The sequence below is a fragment of the Paenibacillus sp. FSL F4-0125 genome (assembly GCF_038008565.1).
In the GTDB taxonomy this organism is placed as follows: domain Bacteria; phylum Bacillota; class Bacilli; order Paenibacillales; family Paenibacillaceae; genus Paenibacillus_AQ.
The window spans coordinates 3,723,539-3,747,917 of sequence record NZ_JBBOZJ010000001.1 but is presented as its reverse complement, the minus strand read 5'-3'; the positions used below and the strand labels follow the sequence as shown (position 1 = coordinate 3,747,917).

Here is a 24,379-nt window from a genome sequence, read left to right as displayed (position 1 = left end):
TATTGTGTCCGTACACAAAATCTTGTAACATGTCTATATCTTTACCTATATATTGGATAGTGTTTGTATAGTGTTTGTAAGGAGAGATAGGGTTATGGGATTTCGTGTGATTAAAACAGCAGCAGCTACTTTATTATCCGTACTAGTTGCTTCTGCAGTGGGTATACCTAATGCACAGAGTGCAGGCTTGTTGGCAATTTTAGGTGTAGAGGTTACTTTGAAAAGGAGTTTCCGAACGATAACGGCTCGTTTTTTAGCCTCGCTCGTGGGACTCTTTTTTGGCTGCATCCTATTCTGGCTTCTAGGGTTCCATTACTGGGTACTTGGGCTGTATGTACTCGTAGGCTTTCCGATGATCGTGAAGTCTGGCTACAAAGAGGGGATCGTCACCAGCTCGGTTATCGTGTTTCGCGTGTTTGGACAAGCTGAACTGTCGCTCCATGTCCTGCTGCAGCAAATTGAGCTTTTGGCTATAGGACTAGGTTCAGCAGGATTGGTAAACTTGGTTTACATGCCTCAGACGGGTGGAGTTATTTATGGGATCCGTAAGGAAGTGGATCGTTATTTCTCAGTTATTTTTACTCAGATGGCCCGTACGCTTCGAGACCCTTTGTATATTTGGGACGGTAAAGAATTAATTGATGCAGATAATGCAGTGCAGCGGGGACTAACGGCAGCTACCCGTGAGATGGAGAATCATGTTATTCATCCTGATGAAGCATGGAATGTCTATTTCTATATGCGGAAGGAGCAACTGGAATCGATTCAAAGTATGATGCAGCTGCTGTCTCAAGTGTATCGCCACTTACCGCATGGGGAGATGGTTGCCGAATTGTTCGACCAGCTTAGCGGGGATGTGCTTGCAGAGGAATATACTGGACGAACTGAACATCTGCTGGACGAGCTAACACGAGAATTCGAAGAAATGGATCTGCCGGAGACACGTGAGGAATTTGAAGTACGGTCAGCTATTCTTCAGTTATGCAGGGAATTGGCACTTTATTTAAAGATCGCTAAGCGGCATAAAATACCGGTCAGTTACAAGCCGGAGAAACGTCTTAGCATACGAAAAAAAGCTTAAACTGAGGCTTTAATAAAGTGAAGTATTAACTATCTCTGTCAAAATCACGATAAGATATGTATGAACTAAAAGTTGATCACAAGATAGGATTAACGATTTTATGGTGAGTTCAAATAATAGCAGGAAGTTCGGTAGTCGAATTTTCCGCATTGGCAGGTGAAGCGTATGGACAAAGTTATGGAAACATTTATCGGAAAACAACTTATAGCTAACCTTTTTAATGACAAAGGTGTATTTGTTTTACCCGCATTGACATTATTAAGTGCTGAGCATATACGATTAATCAGTCAACATAAGATCACGTTAGAGTCACATGACGTGGTGCAGCTGGACAGCGCGGAGTTTTTCCAACTAGCCATTGATGATTGCACAGCTGCAATAGAGAATATTTTTGAACAGATTCGACATAACAAAAACAAAAGAATTCCTATGCTTGAAGTTAGAAATGAAGTCATTCCGTTTATACAGCAGGTAAGCGAAAAGAATGATTTTTATGGCGTATTGGCTGCATTGCAGTCCAAGGATGATTATACATATAGACATAATGTAGCGGTCGGCATTTTATCTACTTTGCTAGGGAAATGGCTAAAATTAAAGCCAGAGGATTTGAGTATGCTGACGATCGCTGCGACTCTGCACGATATCGGAAAAATGAGGATTCCGGATGAATTACTAACTAGACCGGGCCCGTTGACCAATGAGGAGTATCAGCTTATGAAAAAGCATACGACTTATGGTTACGAGATGATCCGTGACACTATTGGAACCAATCATATGCAAGCGCTCGTCGCCCTGCAGCATCATGAAAGAATGGACGGCAGCGGTTACCCGTTCGGCGTTCTTGGAAATCGGATCACTGATTTCAGTAAAATTGTTGCTGTCGCAGACGTGTTCCATGCAATGACATCCGACCGTTTTTATCGTAAAGCATCCCCTCTATATGAAGTATTGTTGCAAATGGAGGAAAATGTGTTTGGTAAGCTTGACCCTTATATTTGTAGAGTCTTTATTAATAAGTTAATGCAGTCAATGATAGGGAATGAAGTGGAATTGACAGATGGACGGACAGGAAAAATCATAATGATTCTTGCTACGGATCCACTGCGCCCGCTCGTGAATATTGATGAGGACTTTATTGACTTAAGCAAACATAGATCACTTGGTATTGTACGCGTAATCCCGCAATAGTGCGCTTTATAAGGTTTTTTTTAACGTTCAGGATGGATATGAATAGGCTGGACCATTTTTATAATCTACTCATATCTGTACAAATTTTGAAATAAAATGAACTATGAGTCTTCTGATAAGACCTTTTGGAGGGCTTACTCAAATAAATTTATAGACTAACAATCAACAAATGCCTAGAACCTGCATACACTTGATAGTGAATGATTGTATGGAGGAGGTTTAAAGATGTCATTAAGCCATAAACGTCAAACAAGGGAGATCATTACGAAGGCAATTTGCGGCAAAGGTCGTAAGTTCTCTACAGCAACCCATACCGTGACTCCGCCACATCATCCGACTAGTATTCTGGGTGCTTGGATTATCAACCACCAGTACGAAGCGGTTGCCGCCGGGAACGGAATCGAAGTAATTGGTACTTACGATGTAAACATCTGGTACTCGTACGACAAGAACAAGCAGACCGAGGTAGCTAAAGAAACGGTCTCCTATGTGGAACTCATTCCGCTCTCGTACCTGGACACGAGACACCGCACTTCTACCGTTGAGGTCTCTGCGGAGGCAACGCAGGAACCCAACTGTGTAGAAGCGGGCGTATCGCCAGGCGGAGGCAGTGTGACACTTCGCGTAGAGCGCGAATTCGAAGTGGAGTTGGTGGCTGAGACCAAAGTCCGTGTGTATGTTACTGAGCAAAGTGATGATCCGGAAGACAAGGATTATGATTTTGACGGTGATAGCTTCGATTACGATGATCTGGACCCTGACAATCTGGATGATGAACTGTAAGGAAGGATGCGCCGCCGCTAACTGAGTATCGATGGGTTATGGTCCATTATATGTAGGAGGGGCGGCGGCGTAGAGGGCGAATGCCCTCCTTTTTTTTATTTATTTTTAGGAAATCGGATGCATTTAGTGATAATCGGTTCGAATTCAGTGAAGTAAGATGTGAAGGAGTTAGTGCTGAGCTTTCAATCTCGGGTGGAAGGGATGGAGGGGCGAGAGAAATGAATGAAGGCTATAAAGTGTATTCGGGATTGTCAGCAGTGCAGAGAGAGTCAAGGTTACGTAGGAGTGGTATTGAAGCGACGTTGTCGTCTGCAAAACAGATCCTGTCGCAAAAAAAAGGCACAAAAGCATCGATACAGACGCAGAGAAACCAGACCTCTGATGAAAGAACTCGTTTAGCCGATACATATGGTGCTCCGTCTTTCGAAAAGGCTCATAAACAGTGCTATAACATACTCGTATATAATCTGAGCGTTCTTCAGATCACTCCACTTGGAGCGGGTTTAGGGATGCGAGCAGCCTTAGATGTGTTTTCCGGGGGATTAAATGAGGATCGCTTGGATAACAGTGAATCAATGAGCAGTGCCTCAAGAGAGAGGCGCGGGGTGATGAAATTGCTTCAGCGTATTGCTGTTCGAACTTTATACAGCTTGGGGCTGGATAGTGGTGAAGTACTATTGAGGGCAATGGGGAACCGGAGGTATGTTGTGGAGAGAGTTACTCCACTTCTACAGAGTTCCGGCAAATCATTGCCTGAGCCATATCGTTCCGCAGCAGTAGCGCTGGAACGGAAGCTTGCTCTGGAGCAGCCAGGCCGCAGCGGCCTGCTCATGGGCATGGACCCGGAGTTCATCATCCTCCGGGAATCCACCGGCCGCGTCGTGCCTGCGTCGCGGTACCTGCCCACGGACGGCGTCGCTGGCTGCGACGCCGGACCTCCGGGAACACGCGGCGTGTTCCCAGTCGCCGAGCTGCGCCCCCAGCCGCGCGGGGAACCGCGCGCGCTGCTGGCGCAGCTGATGTCCGCCGCGGCCACGGCGGACCGGCTTATCGCCGACCGCACGCTGCGCTGGCGGGCGGGAGGCATGCCGCTGATGGGCTGGGCCCTCGGCGGCCATTTGCACTTCAGCGGCGTGACGCTGACGGCGCCGCTGCTGCGCGCGCTCGATAACTATCTCGCGCTGCCCATGCTTTTGCTTGAGGACGTCCGCGCGGGAGCGCGTCGTCCTCGTTACGGCGTGCTCGGCGATTTCCGGACTCAGCCGCATGGCGGCTTTGAGTATCGGACCTTGCCGAGCTTCCTGGTATCCCCGGTCATCGCTAAAGGCGCGGTCTATCTGGCTCATCTTATCGTGAGCCATTATGAAGACCTGACGCTGCGCCCGCTCGACCGGGAAGACCTGCATATCGCCTACTACGGCGGCGATAAATCCCCGCTGCGCGACGCAGTACCCCCTCTGCTGGCGCAGCTGCGCGCTCTAGGCGGCTACGAGATGGCCGCCCAACACATAGAGCCTTTATTTCAATATATCGCCGCTGAACGAACGTGGGATGAATCTCGCGATATCCGTGAGCTTTGGTGCAGCAAAGTTAAAGGTTGAGCCTATATATCAAAATATCAGTAAGTATCAGTTTTTCACATATCCCTTATATCTATTATTTCTCGCATAAACGCCTTGGGCGCCTTAATAAGGGCGCCCAAGGCGTTTATGCTTGTCTACATGTACATGATGCTCCAAGAACCGATATCCTGAAATCCAAGACGTTTGTAAATAATACCGGCATGAGGGTTGTCATAAAAGAGGCATAAAGATTTCCCTTCATGCAGCAAGTCTGTACATAGCTGTGCAACTACGCTTGTAGCTAATCCTTGCTCTCTGAATGCTTGATGCGTGGCAACCCCTACGATCATAGCCGACATGGAATTTTCTGCTGATGTTGAGGCTGTTGCAATTACCTGATCTTCACGTTTCATATAATACGTGCGGCCAGTACCACTGGCCAATGTTTTACGTAGGCTAGTTCTCGATCCGTCCCGACTGCTTTCAAACTCTTCTATAGTATCCGTAAGCGAGCAAATCGCTTCTACATCCTGAACGGTTGCTTTTTTAATGTTTTCAGTAGATGAATTGGACGCTTTAATTTTTGGATTCATTTCCTTTAGCTCAGCAAAGTACAGTTGCTTTTCTTGTTTAAAGTCAACCACTCCGTCAAAGGCTTTTACCACTTCGGTTACACCGGAAATCATATGAATATCGTTATCTTTTCGCATGATTGCAGCAAATCCCTCGACATCAAACGGCCCATCTGCATAGGGAATATAGCTTCTATAAAAACGTAAAAGAACGGCTTTCATCCGACCATTCGTTGGATCTATCTCCCCCCATAATGTCATGAAATCCTGTTCAAACCCGAAATTCTCTACATCTCCGATGATAAATAAATTAAGAGCCGGCTCTTTCCGCAGCAATGCCATTAGTAGTTCCCGATCATCCTCCGTGAGTCTTCGTATCATCTGATATTCTCCTTTGATTTTCTTATGAGTTGACACTCTGTGTTAAGATTTTACAATATTAAAATGCAGAAGAATATACCTCTTTCTAAGGAACGATGGATGCTTGAAAAATAAACAAACGGTAATACCCATTATGCCTTAGTAATTGTGTGAGATTTCTTGATTTTTTACCTGAGGATTGAATAGGATGAACTTCCATGCGGTCCCAGGGTGACTTTGTACGCCGACTTTCTGTTATAATGGAGGACAGCAATAAATAGGCATGGAGGTTGACCATGGCACAATATACGCCGATGATTGAGCAATATTTGAAAGTAAAGGAAGGGGCAAAGGATGCCTTCCTATTTTTTAGACTGGGCGATTTTTATGAAATGTTCTTTGAAGATGCCATTTTGGCTTCCAAGGAGCTTGAAATTACGTTGACAGGTCGCGAAGGCGGGGGCGCAGAGAAGATCCCGATGTGTGGAGTACCTTATCACGCCGCCGAGGGTTATATTCAGCGCCTGATTGAAAAAGGATATAAAGTCGCCATTTGTGAGCAGTTAGAGGATGCTTCCGTCACAAAGGGAATGGTGAAGCGGGATATCGTACGTGTCGTGACACCGGGAACGGTTATGGATGGAAAAATCATTGCCGACAAAAGTAACAATTATCTCGTTTGTGTAACCGAAAGTGATGGGATGATGGCGTTAGCTGCTTGTGATTTAACAACAGGTGAATTGTATGTTACTTCAGTTTTATCTGGTGCAGAGTGGCTGCGCGATGAGATTGGCATATATGAACCGGCCGAGATCATCGGAGACCCAGCTTTATTGGAACTTCTACGCAGCGAAACGCCTCTGTTAGCGAAGCCTGTGGTGTACACACCTTGGGAGAAACGCGAGGAGGAACTGGCACGCCGTCAATTTGGTGAAGCTGCCTGGGTACGTTTGGAGAAAGAACGCGGACAATGTCTAGCGCTGCTGATCTCCTATCTAAACGAGACGCAACGACGTTCAATGGGACAGCTTAGTCAAATTTCACCATATGAACCAGGCAATTATATGATTCTTGATCCCTTCACACGCCGAAATCTGGAACTTACAGAGACGGTCCGAGAACGATCTAAAAAAGGATCTCTCCTGTGGCTTCTAGACCGTACCGAAACATCCATGGGTGCGCGCTTGTTACGTCGTAGAATTGATAAGCCGCTATTGCAGCGAGCTCCGATCGAACGTCGCCTAGAAGCGGTTGATTATTTGTACAATCAGTTTATTGTTCGGGAGGACCTGCGTTTAGCGTTGAAAGAAATTTATGATTTAGAGCGGCTGGTAGGTCGGATTGCCTTTGGTAGTGCGAATGGTCGTGACATGAACGCTTTGAAGCTATCGCTGGCACAAATCCCTGCTTTGAAGGAATTATGTATGACTTCGGGGTCTGCAACCTTACGCGAGATTGGTGCGAGTATGGATGAATGCGCCGAGATCCGGGAGGATATCGACCAAGCAGTTGTAGAGGATGCGCCGGTGTCCGTACGAGACGGAGGTATTATCCGCTCTGGTTATCATGCCCGGTTGGACGAGCTGCGGGAAGCTAGCAGTAATGGTAAACGTTGGATTGCTGAACTGGAAGCGAAGGAACGACAAGTCACTGGCATTAAATCACTGAAGATCGGCTATAACAAAATCTTCGGTTATTTCATAGAGATTACCAAATCCAATCTGGCCGCGTTGCCGGAAGGGCGTTATGAACGTAAACAGACGCTTGCAAATGTAGAGCGTTTTGTTACACCAGAGCTTAAGGAAAAAGAGGCACTGATTCTTGAAGCGCAAGATAAAATGACAGATTTGGAGTACAGTCTGTTTACTGAACTGCGTGATCGAATCAGCAGCCAAATACCGCGACTGCAGAATCTTGCAGAAAAGGTAGCGGAAATTGATGTGTATCAATGTCTGGCAGCTGTGAGTGCAGAGCATCGCTTCGTGAAACCAGCCCTATCCGATGGGTACGATCTTCGACTTGAAGGCGGTCGCCATCCTGTCGTTGAGGCTGTGTTAAAAGACTCGGCGTTTATAGCAAACGGAAGTACGCTCAGTAAGGAAGATGGGAATATTCTTTTGATCACTGGCCCTAATATGGCTGGGAAAAGTACCTATATGCGTCAGGTTGCACTTATTTGCATTATGGCTCAGATTGGCTGTTTCGTTCCAGCATCTAGTGCAGAAGTACCTCTTATTGATCGAATCTTCACACGTATTGGGGCAGCCGATGATTTGATCGGTGGTCAGAGTACATTTATGGTAGAAATGGCCGACATTCAGGTCATGACAGAGAAAGCAACCGCCCGGAGTTTGATCATAATAGATGAACTTGGTAGAGGAACTTCGACTAGTGAGGGGATGGCGATCGCACAGGCGGTGATTGAGTATGTGCACGATACCATTTCTTGCAAAGCTTTAGTTTCGACGCATTTTCATGAGCTGGCTCACTTAGAAGAAAGTCTTAAAGGTCTAAAGAATTATTCTATGGCCGTTCAAGAGAGTGGCGATAAAGTAAACTTCCTGCGTAAGCTCGTTCCGGGAGCGGCTGACAGCAGTTATGGAATTTATTGTGCACGCCTTGCCGGGCTTCCTGAAGGCATTATTGATCGTGCTTACGGTCTGCTTCAGAGCATCGAGCAGGCAGCGCATCCGGGAGGCTCCTCAATACATTATGGCGGTGGACTAGAGAGTCATGCCGCTGTAAAAGAGATCGCATCAACATCATCTATCCAACATTCCGGTAGCCTTATCGCTGAAACGTCAGGAATTCCTGCGGATTTTTTAGTAGGAAATGAAGTTGTTCAACTGTCTATCTTTGGTGAGGAAGAACCGCGTAAGAATCGCAAAGGTAGTGCAAGTCAGGCGGCAGTAGGATCTGAAGTACAAGAGAACCCTGCAATAAAAGAATTTATCACTTCAGTACGTAACGCAGATCTTATGAATATGACTCCGCTGCAGGCTATGAGCATGCTGAATGATCTGAAGATGAAAGCGAAGGATCTTTAATAATTGATTGCCTAAATAAGAGGTGAATGAAATTGGCCAAAATTCATATATTGGACGAGCATATTGCCAACCAGATTGCTGCGGGTGAAGTTGTAGAGCGGCCAGCTTCTGTTGTGAAGGAGTTGGTTGAGAATGCTATTGACGCAGGGAGTACAAGAATTGAGGTTTCGGTTGAGGAAGGCGGCTTACAGAGCATTCGAGTAAAAGATAACGGCTCAGGGATCGAGCCTGAGGATTGCGAGACTGCTTTTTATCGCCATGCTACAAGTAAAATCGCTAATGGGCGAGATTTATTTCAGATTACTAGCTTAGGGTTCCGTGGGGAGGCACTTCCCAGTATTGCAGCGGTATCCAAAGTCTCTCTTCTCACGGCTACTGCCGATGACGGCAAAGGACGCTTGATCGATATTGAGGGTGGTAATTTAATTCGGAATGAGGATTCACCTTCGGGTCGTGGGAGCGATCTAGCGGTGCGTGAATTATTTTTTAATACGCCGGCAAGGCTGAAATATATGAAGAGTATCCAGACGGAGCTTGGTCATATATCGGATGCCATGTATCGAATGGCACTAGCGCATCCGGGGATTTCTTTTACCTTGCATCATAATGGCAATCAGCTGCTGCACACGCTTGGTAACGGTGATCTGTTGCAAGTGATCGCAGCGGTATACGGGACCTCCGCAGCCAAGGCTATGCTGCCGATTACGGCAGAGGACTTGGATTATCGTATTTCCGGTTATATAAGCCGTCCGGAATGGACACGATCAAATCGGAATGCAGTGACTACCATTGTTGGAGGACGTTATATTCGCAGCAATGGTCTGAACGCGGCGATTATGCGTGCTTATCATACTTTGCTTCCGATAAACCGTTATCCGCTGCTGGTGCTTGAACTGGACATGCATCCTTCACTTGTGGATGTCAATGTTCATCCGGCTAAGCTGGAGGTTCGATTTAGTAAAGAGAACGAGCTTTACTCATTTGTTGAACAAGAAATCCGTAAAGTATTGGTGGGACAAAGTTTAATACCCCGTCCTGGTAAAGAAACCATCGGACCAAAGGGCAGTAGTTCCTTTATACAGGAACAGTTTTCTTTTTCCAAAGGAACAGTTCCGCCACCGCCATCGGTTGACGGAGGCAAGGATTCAGTTCCTCAGGGAGCTGGTAGTTCCTTCAGTAGACAACAAACATCAAACGTTGAGCTTAACGCCCGTGAGTTCAGGAAGGAGGGGCTGACAGATCATCCAATGACTCGTGAAGCGGCTCCATCTTATGGGTCGGGTTATCAGCCTTCCTCTTCACAAGGACGTCAAAATAATGTGAGCAATAACTATACGAATAGTTATCACCCGCAACAAACTGCTTCATCACAGAAGCAACTGCCTTCTGTTGAAAAGCTGTGGGCTCCTCCGCAGCAGCAGGAAGAACCAGGACTCCCTGCCTTCCCGGAATTAAATTATATCGGGCAGCATCATGGAACTTATATTATCGCTCAGAATGACGGTGGGCTGTATCTCATTGATCAACATGCGGCTCACGAACGAATAAATTACGAATTTTTTTATGAGAAGTTCGGACGACCTGAAGATGCTTCTCAGGATTTACTTTTGCCGATTACACTAGAGTTTACCCCTTCGGAAAGCCGTCAACTTAGTGAACGTCTGCATTGGTTTCAGCAGGCCGGAGTGTACCTTGAGCATTTTGGGGGACAGACATTTTTAATTCGATCCTTGCCTTATTGGTTTCCTGAAGGCGAGGAAAAAGCGATCGTTGAAGAAATGGCGGAGTGGGTCTTGAGTGAACGCTTGATTGACCTTGCGAAGCTGCGTGAGAAATCATCAATACTCTGTTCATGTAAAGCTTCTATCAAGGCTAACCAGAAACTAACAGAACAGGAAGTCGAGGCATTGTTGTCTCGTCTGGCAGCTTGTAAGCAGCCGTATACCTGCCCGCATGGGCGGCCGATTGTAATTTCTTTTTCATCCTATGATTTAGAGAAATTGTTTAAACGGGTGATGTGATTGTAAGTCTCCTTTTAGAATGTTTTTAAGATGAACTTATATAGAAATTTGTTGTAAGTATGACTGGAGGCAACATGATTATAACTACGGGTTATAGCCCGATAATGGAAATTGTAGAGCGAGCTCAGAATCTCGCAGAGAGAACGGGCTGTAATTACGCTCCACGGGAGAAATTCTCCATACCCAAGCTGGTGGAAAAGTACAGAGATGAGGATATTCTAATTCTTTCTCAAGAAGCTGTTCGTTTACACCGATTAGGGATGGAGCCGATGGAGTTTCACCCGAGCATGGGGTTCGTTCGCGCGAAACGGATTCTGAAGGGTGATATTGAACCGATGCTTGTCGCCGCTCGGATGCTTCCCGGAGATAGTGTATTAGACTGCACAGCGGGTCTAGGCGCTGATTCCTTGCTGTTTGCTGTACATGGTGGTGAGTCCTCTATAGTTACCGCTCTGGAGAGCTCATTGCCGCTGTACGCACTGCTCTATGAAGGAATGCGTCACTATACCTCTGGGCAAGTATTGGTGAATGAGGCGTTACGTAGAATTAATGTCGTGCATAGTGAACATTTGGACTACTTACGAGCTCAACCGGATCGAAGTATTGATATAGTTTACTTCGATCCGATGTTCCGGGTGCCGCTTACGGGTTCTGCTTCAATTTCTCCGCTGCGGCAGTTTGCTAATCAAGCTGCTTTATCTCTGGAGAGTGTAGCTGAGGCAGTGAGAGTCGCTCGTAAAACGGTTCTTTTGAAAGAGAAAGCTTTAAGCGGCGAATTCGAACGTCTTGGTTTTACAGAGCTGCTTCGGAGCAACTCTAAAACATCGTACGGGGTGATACACATTGACAACTAAAGAGAGACATAAGGTTCTAGTCTTATTAGGACCAACAGCCGTAGGTAAAACCAGATTAAGTCTGGAGCTTGCGGCCGCCTATAATGCAGAGATCATTTCTGGCGATTCGATGCAGGTTTATCGTGGTATGGATATTGGTACAGCTAAGATCACTCCAGCTGAAATGATGGGAATTCCCCACCACCTAATCGATATTCATGATCCACAGGACCCATATTCTGCAGCTGAATTTCAGGAGCAAGGCAGCAGACTGATCGAGGAGATAAGCAGCCGTGGGAAACTTCCATTTATTGTAGGGGGGACGGGTCTATATATTGAATCCTTGTGTTACGGATTTCAATTCTCTGAAGCTGTAGCTGATGAAGCGTTTCGAAAACAGCAAGATCAATTCGCAGAAGTGCATGGAGCGCTTGCACTGCATGCCAAACTTGAAGCGGTTGATCCGGTCAGTGCGGCGAAATTGCATCCAAATGACCGTCGAAGAATTATCCGGGCACTGGAAATTCATCACCAGACAAACACCACTCTGTCCGCTTCACATGCCGCTCAAAAGAAGGAGTCACCCTATGACTTATGCCTTATCGGTTTGACAATGGACCGGAAAATACTATATAAACGTATTGAGGACCGAATTGATAGCATGCTTGCGGATGGTCTTGTTGCTGAGGTAAAAGGACTGCTGGATAACGGTTACAGCAGAAGCCTTGTGTCCATGCAGGGGTTGGGCTACAAGGAAATTGCCGCTTACCTCGCAGGAGAACTGACGCTAGAGGAAGCTGTGGTACTGCTTAAACGCGATACTCGCCGATTCGCCAAAAGACAGTTGTCATGGTTTCGCCACATGAAGGAAATCGAGTGGATCGATGTCGAAGGTGAGCAAAACTTTTCTGAGAATTTCTCAAAAATACGTGCTATAATAGCAGGAAAGTTTCTCTCAGGTCTTGAATATACTTCTGAACAATATAATTGAACCATTGGGGGTACGTCATATGAACAAGTCCATTAACATCCAAGATACATTCTTGAACCAACTACGCAAAGAAAATATCCCTGCTACAGTATATTTGACCAACGGTTTTCAAATCCGGGGAATTATTAAAGCTTTCGACAATTTTACAATCGTTATTGATAGTGATGGGCGCCAGCAAATGGTGTATAAGCATGCGATATCCACATTTACACCACAACGCAGTGTGTCACTCATGCAGGACAACAGTAACGAAGAATAACATTTATCAAATTTGAAGTGAAACCTTTCTTGTTTATAAATCGTTTGAATAGAGAGTGCGAGAGCAACCTGAGAAGGTTGTTCTTTTCATTCAGAGCAGTCCATACATGATTTATCAAGGAAGGGAGTCAGGAGGCATCATGTCTAGAGATGATTCATCAAGGACGAATAACAATAGAAATAGAGGATCGTCCAGTTCCAATTCTAATTCAAAATCAAAACCGAAAAGTAAAAAGAAAAAGAAATTTTTAACGAAGAAGCGCGTGCTGTGGAGCTTGTTCTTTGCTACAGCGTTGGCCATTTTCTGTGCACTGGGCGGTTATCTGTTCATTATGCTGAATGGTCAAAAACTTCTTCTTGAGAACCAAGATAAGCTAACCGTTAATGAAACTACAAAAGTATATGACCGCAATGCTAATTTAATCGGTGAATTATCGCTTGAGAAAAGTGATCCTGTAGAGTATGAGAAGATCCCTCCGTTATTGATCAATGCCTTTGTGGCTACAGAAGATAAACGCTTCTTTGAGCATTCCGGTGTGGATTTATGGTCTATCGGCCGGGCAGCGGTAAAAGATATTGCTGCACGCAGCATGGTAGAAGGCGGTAGTACCATTACTCAGCAGCTGGCCAAAAACATCTTTTTGACTCGGGATAAGACATTTTTCCGTAAAGCGACTGAGGTATCCATTGCTGTAGCGTTGGAGAACCAGAAATCTAAAGAAGAGATCATTACCATGTACCTGAACCGAATAAACTTTGGGGGTACGATCTACGGAATTAAAGCGGCATCGGAAAGATATTTTGGCAAGAGCGATCTGAATGAGCTTAAGGTTTGGGAAATTGCGACATTGGCTGCGATGCCTAAGGGACCATCTCGTTACAACCCATTGCGCAACCCAGAGCTTTCAAAGGAAAGACGAGCAGTAGTGCTTCAGCTCATGTATGAGCAAGGATATATTACGGAGCAAGAAAGAGACGAAGCGCAAGCCGTGGATTATAATTATAAGCCGCCTGAAAAGAAACAGCGTTACCAAGCTTTTATTGATTTCGCAGTGGAAGAAGCGGAAGAGAAGTTTGGCTTGTCTGAAGATGATCTGAATATTGGTGGTTACAAGATCTACACCACGATGGATAAGCACGCTCAAGAAACCGTAGAGGATGCTTTTGCAGACAGTGATAACTTCGAGAAGAGTGTAGACGACGAGCTGGTACAAGGTTCTATGACCATCGTCAATCAGGAGAATGGTGGCATCGTCGCACTTCTAGGTGGACGGAATTATGAGAAAAAAGGTTACAGCCGTGTAACGGGCAGCCGACGTTCTCCAGGTTCAGCTTTTAAACCAATCGTTTCTTATGCTCCAGCACTGGAAACTGGAAAATACAACATGAATTCTACGCTTAGCAACGAGAAGCAGTGTTTCGCAAATTATTGCCCAACTAACCTTCACGGGTATTCTAAGAGTATCAGCATGAGTGATGCTATACAGAAATCAGAGAATATTCCTTCGGTCTGGTTGCTTAATGAAATTGGAGTGAATACCGGATTTAAATTCGCCAAGAAATTAGGGATTGGACTGGAAGATGAGGACAAGAACCTCTCACTGGCTCTCGGAGGTATGAGCAAAGGAACGAATACACTGGAAATGGCGCAAGCCTACAGTGCTTTTGCAAATGGCGGTGAACTACGAGAATCTTATTCGATTAAATCGATCACTGATAGCAGCGGAGAGACTGTCTTCAAAGCCAATACAACTCCTGAACGTGTAATGAGTAAGGAGACGGCTTATCAAATGACCGAGATGATGCAAAAGGTTGTTGAGAGTGGTACAGGTAGAAAAGCAAGGATTGACCGTCCTGTTGCTGGTAAGACCGGTACAACTCAAAGTGGATATTCTGGAATCAGCTCGAACCGTGACGTATGGTTCGTAGGATTTACACCAGAATGGACAGCAGCTGTGTGGATGGGTTATGACAAGCCAAGTAAGAAGCATCTGCTTAAGAATAGCAGTGGGCTTGCCGCAGCATTCTGGGGCAAGGTGATGGAGGAAGCGTTAAGGGATGTTCCTAAGAAGTCTTTCCCACAGCTAGATAATGAAATTGCTCCTGAGCCTACTGAAACACCAGAACCCGCTCAGAATGTTAGTGGTCTTACAGCAGCCTATGATCCATCTACGATGACAGTAAACCTGGGCTGGAAGGCAGTTCCTGTTGCAGGTGTGGAATATCGTATATATCGTAGAGAGACCTCTGAGGCAGATTTTGGCTTATTGTTAAATACGGTCACGACTAGTGCAGGAGATTTTAGTGCAATGCCTGGGCTGGTTTACGAGTACTATGTTACTTCTTATGATTCTGCGACCCAATTGGAAAGTGAACCATCAAATGTGGTTACTGTCTCTGTACAGGATGAGATGCCAACACCTGAGCCGACTATTGATCCTAATCTTCCGACGCCAACACCTGAAGATGGTGGGGACAATGGCTGGGATAATGGTAATGGTGGAAATAATGGTGGTAACAACAATGGAGGCGGGAATAATGGTGGAACAGGTACCTTACCTGAAATCACTACGCCTCCACCGTCAGCAACACCGATACCTACCGCACCACCGGATGTACCTTCTGGAGGCGGAACCTCAGGGAATGACAGCGGTAATGCAACGACGAGCCCTGATCAAGAAGTTGGTCATTTGAATGGTGATTCTTCTGTTCAATAAACACGCTTATAATTTATGAAGTTAAGCTATTCTTTACCCGAGGCTATCTCAAAAGTAGTGAATGCTACTAATGAGACAGCTTCTTTTATTTGAGCAGGATTAATATGTTCCTTGAAGAGGATGGTTCTCGAAATGACTGTTGTTCAACCATTTCAGCTATATTACCAATTACAACTCCTTAATTTGCGAATTGTATTGTGATAATAATTGGTTGTATTTTACGGGATGTTTTGAGTGTATCCGCTAAATGTGTTAAGCTGAAGACACCATACTGGAGAGGGTAATTTCTATGAAACGTAAATTCGGAGACCGGGCCAACTGGCGCCGGATTACGCGTCGCCATTTTGCCTGCCGCTATGTGGAGAGCCGGGAATTCAGCGGATATATTACGCTTTATACCATCTACGGGCTGAAAGAACCACTGTGGAAGAGCTATGGACGGCATACATATCGTATTGCGGATAAAGGTTATTCCTGGCTGCAATATTTCCCCAAAGACAGTCACTATATTGTGACGGCTATGTTCGACGAACGGCAAAATATCATTCAATGGTACATAGACACCTGCAAGGTGCAGGGCGTCACAGACCAAGGCGTTCCATGGTTTGATGATTTGTATCTGGATGTGGTTGTGCTTTGGAACGGCGAGGTTTTCTTGCTTGATGAGGATGAATTAGAGGAAGCGCTGGAGAGGGAAGATATTTCCGAGAGTGATTATAAACTCGCCTGGGAGACAGCCAATACTATTTTACGCGGCATCGATGCTCATGCTTTCCCTTATTTCTCACTATCTTTGAAGCATCGTGCCGAATTATTTCATCATGGAGAATTCAGGAGGAAATAAAGAAATGGAATGGTACGTCTACGGAAGAGGGTCTTCCCCGATTCGGATTGTTTCCAAAAAACGCAGATTCTGGTCGAAACGAACGTTGCTTATCGCTTTATCGATTATTGTGATTGCTGGATTGTTGTGGTGTGCTTATGCGTTAAACAATATTAATAAAGCTGCCACGACAGATCCTATGCAAAAGGCGGAAGTTGGGATCATTCTTGGCATGTCGATGTGGGGGGATGAGCCAAGCCCTGGACTCAAGGAAAGACTGGATTACGGACTGAAGCTTTATGAAGAAGGGATGTTCCCGCATCTTATTGTTTCTGGTGGTTTAGATAAACCTGATTTACAATATACCGAAGCTCAAGGAATGCGTAATTATTTGGTTGCTAAAGGCGTGCCGGATAGCGCCATTTTTGTAGAGAATGAAGCTACCAGCACTTACGAGAATCTTTTGTATAGTAAAGAGATTATGGCGCGTGAGAGCTTGTCTTCAGCGATAATCATTACGCATACCTATCATGGGTGGCGGGCTCATGAAATTGCTGACGAGCTTGGATATGTGAATCCTGAGCTGGGACTTACAGAATCCACCGTACTTTCGATGACAAGACATAAAACACGTGAGATTCTAGCCTATACGAAATGGAAGCTTCAGCAGCTATTCCTGTGATTTGTCCAAAAAATCCCGAATCTTCTAATAACACTTCATTTGATGGAATAGACTTGATAAGAGAAGTCAGCCCTGGATAATGAGGTGATACCGATGAGCGGACGCGTAGCAGCGGCCAGTGGACGGGAGGAAGAAAGACCGTCTCGACAAATCAACATTGTATTGCGGAGTCAAGAGCCTCCGGCTATAACTCACCCTACTGGAGAGAGTCGGCCACTGCCTCCAAAAAATCACGGCCACACTAGCTTATTCCAAGAGTTAACACAAGAATTGGAAGGTTTAGTGGGTCTGGACAATATCAAAGAGCTAGTCTTTGAAATCTACGCTTTGTTACAGATTGCACAAATGCGTGCTGAGGCAGGACTTGCAAGCGGTGGGCAAGCATATCACATGGTTTTTAAAGGGAATCCCGGAACGGGTAAAACAACAGTAGCTAGAATCGTAGCCAAGCTGTTCCAACGTATGGGTGTACTGACCAAAGGACATCTTATTGAGGTGGAGAGAGCTGACCTTGTCGGCGAATACATTGGTCATACAGCACAGAAGACTCGTGATCTGGTGAAAAAGGCTTTGGGCGGCATTTTGTTTATTGATGAGGCTTATAGCCTTGCTCGTGGCGGGGAAAAGGATTTTGGAAAAGAAGCGATTGATACGTTGGTCAAGGCCATGGAGGATCATCGCAGTCAATTTATACTTATCTTAGCGGGGTACTCTGGGGAGATGGAGTATTTTTTGATGAGTAATCCTGGATTGCCTTCACGGTTTCCAATACAGGTAGAATTTCCTGATTATACGATCGACCAACTGTTGCAGATTGCTGAACTAATGGCAAAGGATCGCGACTATATTTTGATGCCACAGGCGATACTCAAGTTAAAGCAGCATTTGTTAGTAGAGAAGACGGAGAGTCTTCATGCTTTCAGTAATGCGCGGTATGTTCGCAACGCCATTGAAAAAGCTGTTCGGGGTCAGGCTGTAAGACTGCTTAACCAGTATGAAAGTATCAGCCCAGGCAAGCAGGAATTAATGACGCTTCGAACTGAAGATTTTAAATTATGATTTACAGGAAACTATCACCGTCATAAGGAGCATGACATACATGGCAATAACTACGCATGATACGGAAACAGATGTACAAGATCGAGCGATATTGGTAAGTCTCGTCACAGATAAAATTAAAAGAACAGGAATTGATCCAGAGCTTTCTCTGCAGGAATTAGTGCAACTAGCTGAAACGGCAGGTGTTGAAGTTCTGGATGTGCTGCGTCAAAATAAGGAAACGCCTGATTCAAGATGGTTTATTGGTAAAGGTAAAGTAGAAGAGCTACGGATGGCTGCTGATGCTCTCGGAGCAAATACAGCTATCTTTGATCAAGAATTGTCCGGAGCCCAAGTACGGAACCTTGAGGAGGCTCTGGATCTAAAGATTATTGACCGGACGCAGCTTATTCTGGATATTTTTGCGGGGCGTGCGAAGACGCGAGAAGGGATTATTCAGGTTGAGCTGGCACAATTGTCCTATCTGTTACCCCGGCTTTCTGGCCAAGGCAAGAACTTATCTAGACTAGGTGGCGGGATTGGGACCAGAGGTCCGGGTGAAAGTAAGCTGGAAACCGATCGCCGGCATATTCGTGATCGGATTACGGAGCTGAAGCGTCAGCTTGATGAGGTCGTTAAGACTCGGGAGCTACATCGGGAGCGTCGCCGCAAGGCGGGAGCGGTGCAAGTCGCACTTGTTGGGTATACGAATGCAGGGAAATCAACGCTGCTTAAGCAACTTACCGATGCGGATGTCTATATTGAAAACCAGTTGTTTGCCACACTGGACCCTACTTCACGTGTGCTTGAACTTGCAGGCGGTAAAGAGGTTGTGCTTACGGATACTGTAGGCTTCATTCAGAATCTTCCGCATGATCTAGTCGCTTCTTTCCGTGCAACGCTGGAGGAAGTCAATGAGGCCAATTTGGTGCTGCATGTGGTGGATGCCTCTTCACCAATGCGTGAGGAGCAGATGGAGGTTGTTCAAACCATTTTGCAGGACTTAGGTGCAGCTAGTACTCCTCAAATCGTACTTTTTAATAAAATCGATCTGTGTCAGCCTGAACAACTTGAAATGTTGCCAACAGGTACAGGGTACTTGAAGATCAGTGCATTTAATCCTGAAGATTTAACTCGGATTACCGAAATGATCGCCGATGAACTGGCTGGCGACACACTCAACTTCCGTATTCCCGGAGACCGAGGTGACATTTCTTCCTTGCTCTATAGGGTGGGTGAAGTTCTGGAAACGACTTATGACGAGAACGATGTGCTCTATAACGTTCGTCTCAACAAAGAGGATTATGACAAATGGGGTTACATGCTTGCTGATTTTGTGGACCAGCAGTAATCTTGTCAGTTGTTCCTAAAGTGGAAATGCTGCGTATATAGGTATAAAATAATAGCTAATCTAGAAAGCGTCAGTTAACTGCCGCTTTCTGTCATTATGATGGCAAGTAAATGTAAGGAGCGAATAAGAACGAATGGTAGTTTTTGCAGAGGATATTTTGAGCGCGGCAGAGGCCGCAGAAGTTGAAATAGAAGGCGCTGTCAAAGCCCTTGATCGTATGGTAGATAAGAATCAGTGGAAGGTTATAGAAGCGTTCCAGCGTCATCAAGTCAGTGATTTTCACTTTGCCGGTTCAACGGGGTATGCGTATAATGACCGTGGCCGTGAAGTGTTGGATCTTGTCTATGCTGACGTTTTTGGTGCGGAATCTGCGCTGGTACGCCCGCATTTCGCTTCAGGAACACATACGATATCAACAGCTCTATTTGGTGTGCTACGCCCAGGAGATGAGCTGCTGTATATCACAGGACGTCCGTATGATACCCTACATAAGGTAATTGGACATGCCGGCGATGGGACAGGCTCTCTTGCAGATTTTGGGATCACTTATCGAGAGGTTGCTCTGACGGCAGAAGGAAAGATCGATTGGGATGAGGTAGCGCTCTCTATTAACGAAAATACTAAAGTGATTGGAATCCAGAGATCACGAGGGTATGATTGGCGTGCTTCTTTCACAGTAGCTGAAATTGGTGAGATGACTTCGAAGGTAAAGTTGATGAAACCGGAAGTTATTGTATTCGTAGACAATTGCTATGGTGAGTTTACCGAAGAGCTTGAGCCACCACAGGTTGGTGTAGATCTGGTAGCAGGTTCGTTAATTAAGAACCCAGGCGGCGGTATTGCTGAGACCGGCGGTTATATCTGTGGTCGACAGGATCTTGTGGAATTGGCAGCTTATCGACTAACCGCTCCTGGTATCGGTGGTGAGGTAGGGGCTATGTTAGGTACAACTCGTGGCCTTTACCAAGGATTATTTATGGCTCCGCACATTGTAGGGCAAGCACTAAAAGGGAGCATTTTTGCTGCATCAGTATTTCAGCGCTGCGGGTTTGAGACGAAGCCGGCGTGGAATGAGCCTCGGACAGATTTAATTCAGGCGGTTTCCTTTGATGGTCCAGAACACTTAATTGCCTTTGTTCAGGGCATTCAGCGCGCTGCGGCTGTAGACAGCCATGTGGTACCAGAGCCTTGGGATATGCCAGGTTATGAACATCCTGTTATTATGGCGGCAGGTACGTTTATTCAAGGTGGAAGCTTGGAGTTATCTGCAGATGCACCAATACGTGCTCCTTTTATTGGGTACATGCAAGGTGGATTAACTTATTCACATGTGAAATATGGCGTTTTGATGGCGCTCCAAAGTATGCGTGAAAGAAAATTGCTGTAAGAATATCTCACACACCATTGACACGCTGTATTAGGAAATGTACAATGAGATCAGAAAAAGATCATTGGAAGGTTGGATGAGTCATGGGTGATGAAATCCGCAGAAATATGGCACTATTTCCTATTGGAATTGTAATGAAGCTGACCGATCTGTCTGCAAGACAAATTCGTTATTATGAGCAGCACAGTCTGATCGTACCCGCACGTACGTCGGGGAATCAGCGGTTGTTCTCTTTTAATGATGTTGAGCGCCTATTAGAAATTAAAGCTCTGATAGAGAAGGGTGTTAATATTGCTGGCATTAAGCAAGTGATGAATCCTGTCTCTAAGGAATCCGAGGAAGCAACTGTTATTACTCCTGACACAGAGGTTAGACGTAGAGAGCTATCCGATTCCCAGTTACACCGAATGCTGAAGCAAGAACTAGTTTCCGGTAAAAGACCGGGACAAGTGTCTTTGATTCAAGGTGAGTTATCCCGGTTTTTTAATAAATAATAATATATAGAAGTTTGAAAGGGAGAGGATCACATGAGCTTTTCTAAAGAGGATATTTTACGCATTGCCAAGGAAGAGAATGTTCGTTTTATTCGTCTGCAATTTACAGATCTATTAGGTACTATCAAGAATGTTGAAATTCCAGTTAGCCAATTGGAAAAAGCACTTGATAACAAAATGATGTTTGATGGTTCATCCATCGAAGGTTACGTACGGATTGAAGAATCCGATATGTATCTCTTCCCTGACCTTGATACATGGGTTATCTTCCCTTGGGTGACAGATAGTCGTGTAGCACGTCTGATTTGTGATGTTTACATGCCGGATGGAACACCTTTTGCTGGAGACCCACGTGGTATCCTCAAGCGTTGTCTGAAGGAAGCAGAAGAAATGGGTTTCACAGCTATGAATGTTGGACCTGAACCTGAATTTTTCCTGTTCAAGACTGACGAAAGAGGCAATCCAACTACGGAATTGAATGACCAAGGTGGTTATTTCGACTTAGCGCCAACAGATTTAGGAGAAAACTGTCGTCGTGAAATCGTATTGACCCTTGAAGAAATGGGTTTTGAAATCGAAGCTTCTCACCATGAAGTAGCATCCGGTCAGCATGAGATTGACTTTAAATATGCTGATGCGATTACTGCTGCTGACCAAATTCAAACCTTCAAGCTGGTTGTGAAGACGGTAGCCCGTCAACACGGCTTGCATGCAACCTTTATGCCTAAACCATTGTTCGGTATCAACGGATCTGGTATGCACGCTCACCAATCCTTGTTCAAAGGCAAAGAAAACATGTTCTACGATGAAAGCGACAAGCTGGGTCTGAGCAAAACTGCTCGTTACTACATGGCAGGTATTTTAAAGCACGCTCGTGCTTTTGCAGCGATTACTAACCCAACAGTGAACTCATACAAACGTCTTGTTCCTGGTTATGAAGCTCCTTGCTACGTAGCTTGGTCTGCAAGTAACCGTAGCCCGATGATTCGTATCCCGGCTTCTAGAGGGCTTAGCACACGTGTTGAAGTTCGTAACCCGGACCCAGCAGCTAACCCATACCTCGCACTTGCTGTTATGTTGAAAGCAGGTCTTGACGGAATTAAACGTAAGCTTGATCTTCCAGCTCCAATTGACCGTAACATCTATGTGATGTCTGAAGAAGAGCGTATTGAAGAAGGTATTCCAAGCTTGCCATCCGATTTGAAAGAAGCACTTAGCGAAATGATCCGCAGTCATGTTATTACCGAAGCTCTCGGTGAACATGCTCTGGCTCACTTCTACGAGCTGAAAGAAATCGAATGGGATATCTACCGTACGCAAGTGCACGAGTGGGAAAGAGCGCAATACATGACTCTTTACTAGGACTGTTAAACCCTTGACGCTAATGTGGCGTTGAGGGTTTTTTTATGTGGCAAGGTTAGGAGGTTTTGTGGAGGATTATGTGCGTCCATAAAGTGACCATACTCTAACTTGTCAGGAAATACTTTGAATTAGAGCATACATAAAATGACCCGCCAAGCTATTGCTTGACGGGTCTGTTTTTCTTATACAATAACAGAATACACCGGACTCCGCAGCATACCTGAATTAACCCGGATTCTCATTCTCACTTTTGCTGCATAGCCCAAGGCAAGGATATTGGACGATTCTACCATCATCAATTTGAAAAAGTGTTAAGAATAAAAATAATGGAACCATAATGTATAATTAATCGTATCCAGTAATAGTAAGGGGATGGCTATAAAAGTAAAGTTAGGAAATAGCTGTGTTAAGTGAGTGCGATGAATTAATTTTTAAAGAATCATCATAAAGAACATACATAGAAGAGTATCAAAAATATAGAGCAGATAAAGAACAAAAAAGATAAACGACAGCGGATTGCACAATGTTCTCGCAACGGGGTTAGTACCGATGGGCTGTCCGAAGTAAGTAGAAATATACTCACAACGGAATGGAGCTTAGATCTTCACCAGAGTAAGGCGGCATTTTGGAGATTTGCGGTTATCACATCTGATCGATTTGATGTGTATCATTGGAAGGAGATATTCGATATGAAAAAATGGAGAAGATCGGTCTTATGGCTTATTCTTTCCGTATGTTTCCTCGTGTCAGGGGCCTGCTCTATGAAGTCTCCACAGCAAGCGGTCTCGAAGGCAAATAATCAAGAGATCGAGAATGCATCAAATTCGCCTACTATGAAAGACGTAACAATTGATGGCGCTCGTGGTTTTATGTGGGAAGTGAAGAATAACGGAACGACGGTTTACCTCGTAGGATCAATACATCTTACGGATGATAACTTCTACCCTCTGCATTCGAAATATGAGAAAGTTTTTGCAGAAGCGGATTATTTGGGTCTTGAAATTGATTTTACCAAAGCCCCTGATGAAGAGCAGCAGAAGAGGATTGTGGATATGATGATGTATAAGGATGGCACTACACTAAAAGATCATGTATCCAAAGAAACGTATGCGAAAGTAAAAGAGTTTTTGATGAAGAACGGTTTGAAGGCCAACGCGTATGATGCGTTTAAGCCTTGGCAGGTGGAAGGAAATATTTCAGTTATGGCGTTGAAGGTTGACTACAACCTAGAAGAAGGAATTGATCTGTATTTTCTTCAGAAAGCCCTTGAACGCAAGATCCCGGTAATAGGGCTAGAAACTCAGGAATCCCAGATGGGGGCCTTAGCTGGCTTCTCTAAGGAGCGGCAGGAGAAGAGGCTCAATACTACGCTAGACGATTATAATTCTGGCGTCATCAATGATCCAACAGACGAATTGATAGAGGTGTGGAAGAAAGGCGATGAACAAACGCTGCTCAAAATAACTAACAGCCTATATAGCGATCCGGAATACGGAAAAGTGATGCTGACTGATCGTAATATAGGTATGGCTGAAAAGATTGAAGGTTACCTAAATAGCAATAAGGAAGAAGAGTATTTCATTGTCGTTGGTGCTCTCCATTATCTGGGTGAGTATGGAATCATTGAACTGCTTGAGGATAAGGGCTTTACCGTCGTTCGTAAATAAATAGCTTATCTACAGTTACTCTCAAAGACTAACATAATTGTAGGTGTTGGAATTATTCTCTGGAACATTCCAAGGCAATACATAACTCTTTACTATATCCGTCAAACCCTTGACACCTTTGGTGTTGAGGTTTTTTATGTTTGGTAAACCTGTTTCGGTAGG

General features: G+C 45.1%; 19 protein-coding genes. 18 read left to right on the top strand and 1 reads right to left on the bottom strand.

Annotated elements, in window-relative coordinates; all coding sequences use genetic code 11:
- Window positions 1-94: 94 nt before the first annotated feature.
- The 4 genes from NST74_RS16560 (at window position 95) to NST74_RS16545 (ending at window position 4,653) form a co-directional block, all read left to right on the top strand.
- Entirely contained in the window at window positions 95-1,081 is a 987-nt protein-coding gene (locus NST74_RS16560; RefSeq protein WP_042128381.1) for an aromatic acid exporter family protein, read from the top strand.
- Between the two features lie 165 nt (window positions 1,082-1,246).
- A complete protein-coding gene (locus tag NST74_RS16555; protein ID WP_341113297.1) occupies window positions 1,247-2,269 on the top strand; it encodes an HD-GYP domain-containing protein in 1,023 nt (340 codons plus the stop codon).
- 225 nt (window positions 2,270-2,494) lie between these two features.
- A complete protein-coding gene (locus tag NST74_RS16550) occupies window positions 2,495-3,052 on the top strand; it encodes an outer spore coat protein CotE (RefSeq protein ID WP_042128379.1) in 558 nt (185 codons plus the stop codon).
- Between the two features lie 218 nt (window positions 3,053-3,270).
- Complete coding sequence (locus NST74_RS16545; RefSeq protein ID WP_341113296.1) at window positions 3,271-4,653, top strand: putative amidoligase domain-containing protein; 1,383 nt, start codon at window positions 3,271-3,273, stop codon at window positions 4,651-4,653.
- A gap of 116 nt (window positions 4,654-4,769) precedes the next feature.
- Here the strand turns inward: NST74_RS16545 and NST74_RS16540 are convergent, their stop codons facing one another.
- On the bottom strand, window positions 4,770-5,567 hold the full coding sequence (locus tag NST74_RS16540; protein ID WP_341113295.1) for a GNAT family N-acetyltransferase: 798 nt from the start codon (window positions 5,565-5,567) through the stop codon (window positions 4,770-4,772).
- A 275-nt stretch (window positions 5,568-5,842) separates the two neighbouring features.
- Here NST74_RS16540 and mutS point away from each other — a divergent pair, with 275 nt between their 5' ends.
- The 14 genes from mutS (at window position 5,843) to NST74_RS16470 (ending at window position 24,217) form a co-directional block, all read left to right on the top strand.
- Complete coding sequence (mutS, locus tag NST74_RS16535) at window positions 5,843-8,593, top strand: DNA mismatch repair protein MutS (protein ID WP_341113293.1); 2,751 nt, start codon at window positions 5,843-5,845, stop codon at window positions 8,591-8,593.
- Between the two features lie 32 nt (window positions 8,594-8,625).
- Window positions 8,626-10,614: a DNA mismatch repair endonuclease MutL gene (gene mutL / locus NST74_RS16530; protein WP_341115910.1), complete on the top strand. Its 1,989-nt coding sequence runs from the start codon at window positions 8,626-8,628 to the stop codon at window positions 10,612-10,614.
- A 74-nt stretch (window positions 10,615-10,688) separates the two neighbouring features.
- Window positions 10,689-11,468 (top strand): class I SAM-dependent methyltransferase, encoded by a 780-nt coding sequence (locus NST74_RS16525; RefSeq protein WP_341113292.1) that lies wholly within the window; start codon window positions 10,689-10,691, stop codon window positions 11,466-11,468.
- On the top strand, window positions 11,458-12,438 hold the full coding sequence (miaA, locus tag NST74_RS16520) for a tRNA (adenosine(37)-N6)-dimethylallyltransferase MiaA (protein ID WP_341113291.1): 981 nt from the start codon (window positions 11,458-11,460) through the stop codon (window positions 12,436-12,438). Before NST74_RS16525 ends, miaA begins: the two co-directional genes overlap by 11 nt.
- Before the next feature lie 19 nt (window positions 12,439-12,457).
- A complete protein-coding gene (gene hfq, locus NST74_RS16515) occupies window positions 12,458-12,697 on the top strand; it encodes an RNA chaperone Hfq (RefSeq protein WP_042128368.1) in 240 nt (79 codons plus the stop codon).
- Window positions 12,698-12,836: 139 nt separating this feature from the next.
- Entirely contained in the window at window positions 12,837-15,413 is a 2,577-nt protein-coding gene (locus tag NST74_RS16510) for a transglycosylase domain-containing protein (protein WP_341113289.1), read from the top strand.
- A gap of 289 nt (window positions 15,414-15,702) precedes the next feature.
- Window positions 15,703-16,257 carry a DUF402 domain-containing protein gene (locus NST74_RS16505; RefSeq protein WP_042128364.1) on the top strand — a complete coding sequence of 185 codons (555 nt, stop codon included), beginning with the start codon at window positions 15,703-15,705 and terminating at the stop codon, window positions 16,255-16,257.
- A 4-nt stretch (window positions 16,258-16,261) separates the two neighbouring features.
- On the top strand, window positions 16,262-16,918 hold the full coding sequence (locus NST74_RS16500; protein ID WP_341113287.1) for a YdcF family protein: 657 nt from the start codon (window positions 16,262-16,264) through the stop codon (window positions 16,916-16,918).
- A gap of 93 nt (window positions 16,919-17,011) precedes the next feature.
- Window positions 17,012-17,977 (top strand): AAA family ATPase, encoded by a 966-nt coding sequence (locus NST74_RS16495; protein ID WP_341113285.1) that lies wholly within the window; start codon window positions 17,012-17,014, stop codon window positions 17,975-17,977.
- 40 nt (window positions 17,978-18,017) lie between these two features.
- Window positions 18,018-19,307 (top strand): GTPase HflX, encoded by a 1,290-nt coding sequence (hflX, locus tag NST74_RS16490; protein ID WP_341113283.1) that lies wholly within the window; start codon window positions 18,018-18,020, stop codon window positions 19,305-19,307.
- A 133-nt stretch (window positions 19,308-19,440) separates the two neighbouring features.
- The gene (locus tag NST74_RS16485) at window positions 19,441-20,694 is read left to right on the top strand and encodes a methionine gamma-lyase family protein (protein ID WP_341113281.1); all 1,254 of its coding nucleotides are present in this window, start codon (window positions 19,441-19,443) and stop codon (window positions 20,692-20,694) included.
- An 83-nt stretch (window positions 20,695-20,777) separates the two neighbouring features.
- Window positions 20,778-21,188 carry a MerR family transcriptional regulator gene (locus NST74_RS16480; RefSeq protein WP_042128355.1) on the top strand — a complete coding sequence of 137 codons (411 nt, stop codon included), beginning with the start codon at window positions 20,778-20,780 and terminating at the stop codon, window positions 21,186-21,188.
- A 33-nt stretch (window positions 21,189-21,221) separates the two neighbouring features.
- Window positions 21,222-22,550 (top strand): type I glutamate--ammonia ligase, encoded by a 1,329-nt coding sequence (glnA, locus tag NST74_RS16475; RefSeq protein ID WP_042128352.1) that lies wholly within the window; start codon window positions 21,222-21,224, stop codon window positions 22,548-22,550.
- 689 nt (window positions 22,551-23,239) lie between these two features.
- On the top strand, window positions 23,240-24,217 hold the full coding sequence (locus tag NST74_RS16470; RefSeq protein WP_341113278.1) for a TraB/GumN family protein: 978 nt from the start codon (window positions 23,240-23,242) through the stop codon (window positions 24,215-24,217).
- The last annotated feature ends 162 nt before the right edge of the window (window positions 24,218-24,379 follow it).

Coding starts and splice junctions, on each gene's coding strand:
- NST74_RS16560 (WP_042128381.1), top strand. CDS start 95: ATGGGATTTCGTGTGATTAAAACAGCAGCAGCTACTTTATTATCCGTA.
- NST74_RS16555 (WP_341113297.1), top strand. CDS start 1,247: ATGGACAAAGTTATGGAAACATTTATCGGAAAACAACTTATAGCTAAC.
- NST74_RS16550 (WP_042128379.1), top strand. CDS start 2,495: ATGTCATTAAGCCATAAACGTCAAACAAGGGAGATCATTACGAAGGCA.
- NST74_RS16545 (WP_341113296.1), top strand. CDS start 3,271: ATGAATGAAGGCTATAAAGTGTATTCGGGATTGTCAGCAGTGCAGAGA.
- NST74_RS16540 (WP_341113295.1), bottom strand. CDS start 5,567: ATGATACGAAGACTCACGGAGGATGATCGGGAACTACTAATGGCATTG.
- mutS (WP_341113293.1), top strand. CDS start 5,843: ATGGCACAATATACGCCGATGATTGAGCAATATTTGAAAGTAAAGGAA.
- NST74_RS16525 (WP_341113292.1), top strand. CDS start 10,689: ATGATTATAACTACGGGTTATAGCCCGATAATGGAAATTGTAGAGCGA.
- hfq (WP_042128368.1), top strand. CDS start 12,458: ATGAACAAGTCCATTAACATCCAAGATACATTCTTGAACCAACTACGC.
- NST74_RS16510 (WP_341113289.1), top strand. CDS start 12,837: ATGTCTAGAGATGATTCATCAAGGACGAATAACAATAGAAATAGAGGA.
- NST74_RS16505 (WP_042128364.1), top strand. CDS start 15,703: ATGAAACGTAAATTCGGAGACCGGGCCAACTGGCGCCGGATTACGCGT.
- NST74_RS16500 (WP_341113287.1), top strand. CDS start 16,262: ATGGAATGGTACGTCTACGGAAGAGGGTCTTCCCCGATTCGGATTGTT.
- NST74_RS16495 (WP_341113285.1), top strand. CDS start 17,012: ATGAGCGGACGCGTAGCAGCGGCCAGTGGACGGGAGGAAGAAAGACCG.
- hflX (WP_341113283.1), top strand. CDS start 18,018: ATGGCAATAACTACGCATGATACGGAAACAGATGTACAAGATCGAGCG.
- NST74_RS16485 (WP_341113281.1), top strand. CDS start 19,441: ATGGTAGTTTTTGCAGAGGATATTTTGAGCGCGGCAGAGGCCGCAGAA.
- NST74_RS16480 (WP_042128355.1), top strand. CDS start 20,778: ATGGGTGATGAAATCCGCAGAAATATGGCACTATTTCCTATTGGAATT.
- glnA (WP_042128352.1), top strand. CDS start 21,222: ATGAGCTTTTCTAAAGAGGATATTTTACGCATTGCCAAGGAAGAGAAT.
- NST74_RS16470 (WP_341113278.1), top strand. CDS start 23,240: ATGAAAAAATGGAGAAGATCGGTCTTATGGCTTATTCTTTCCGTATGT.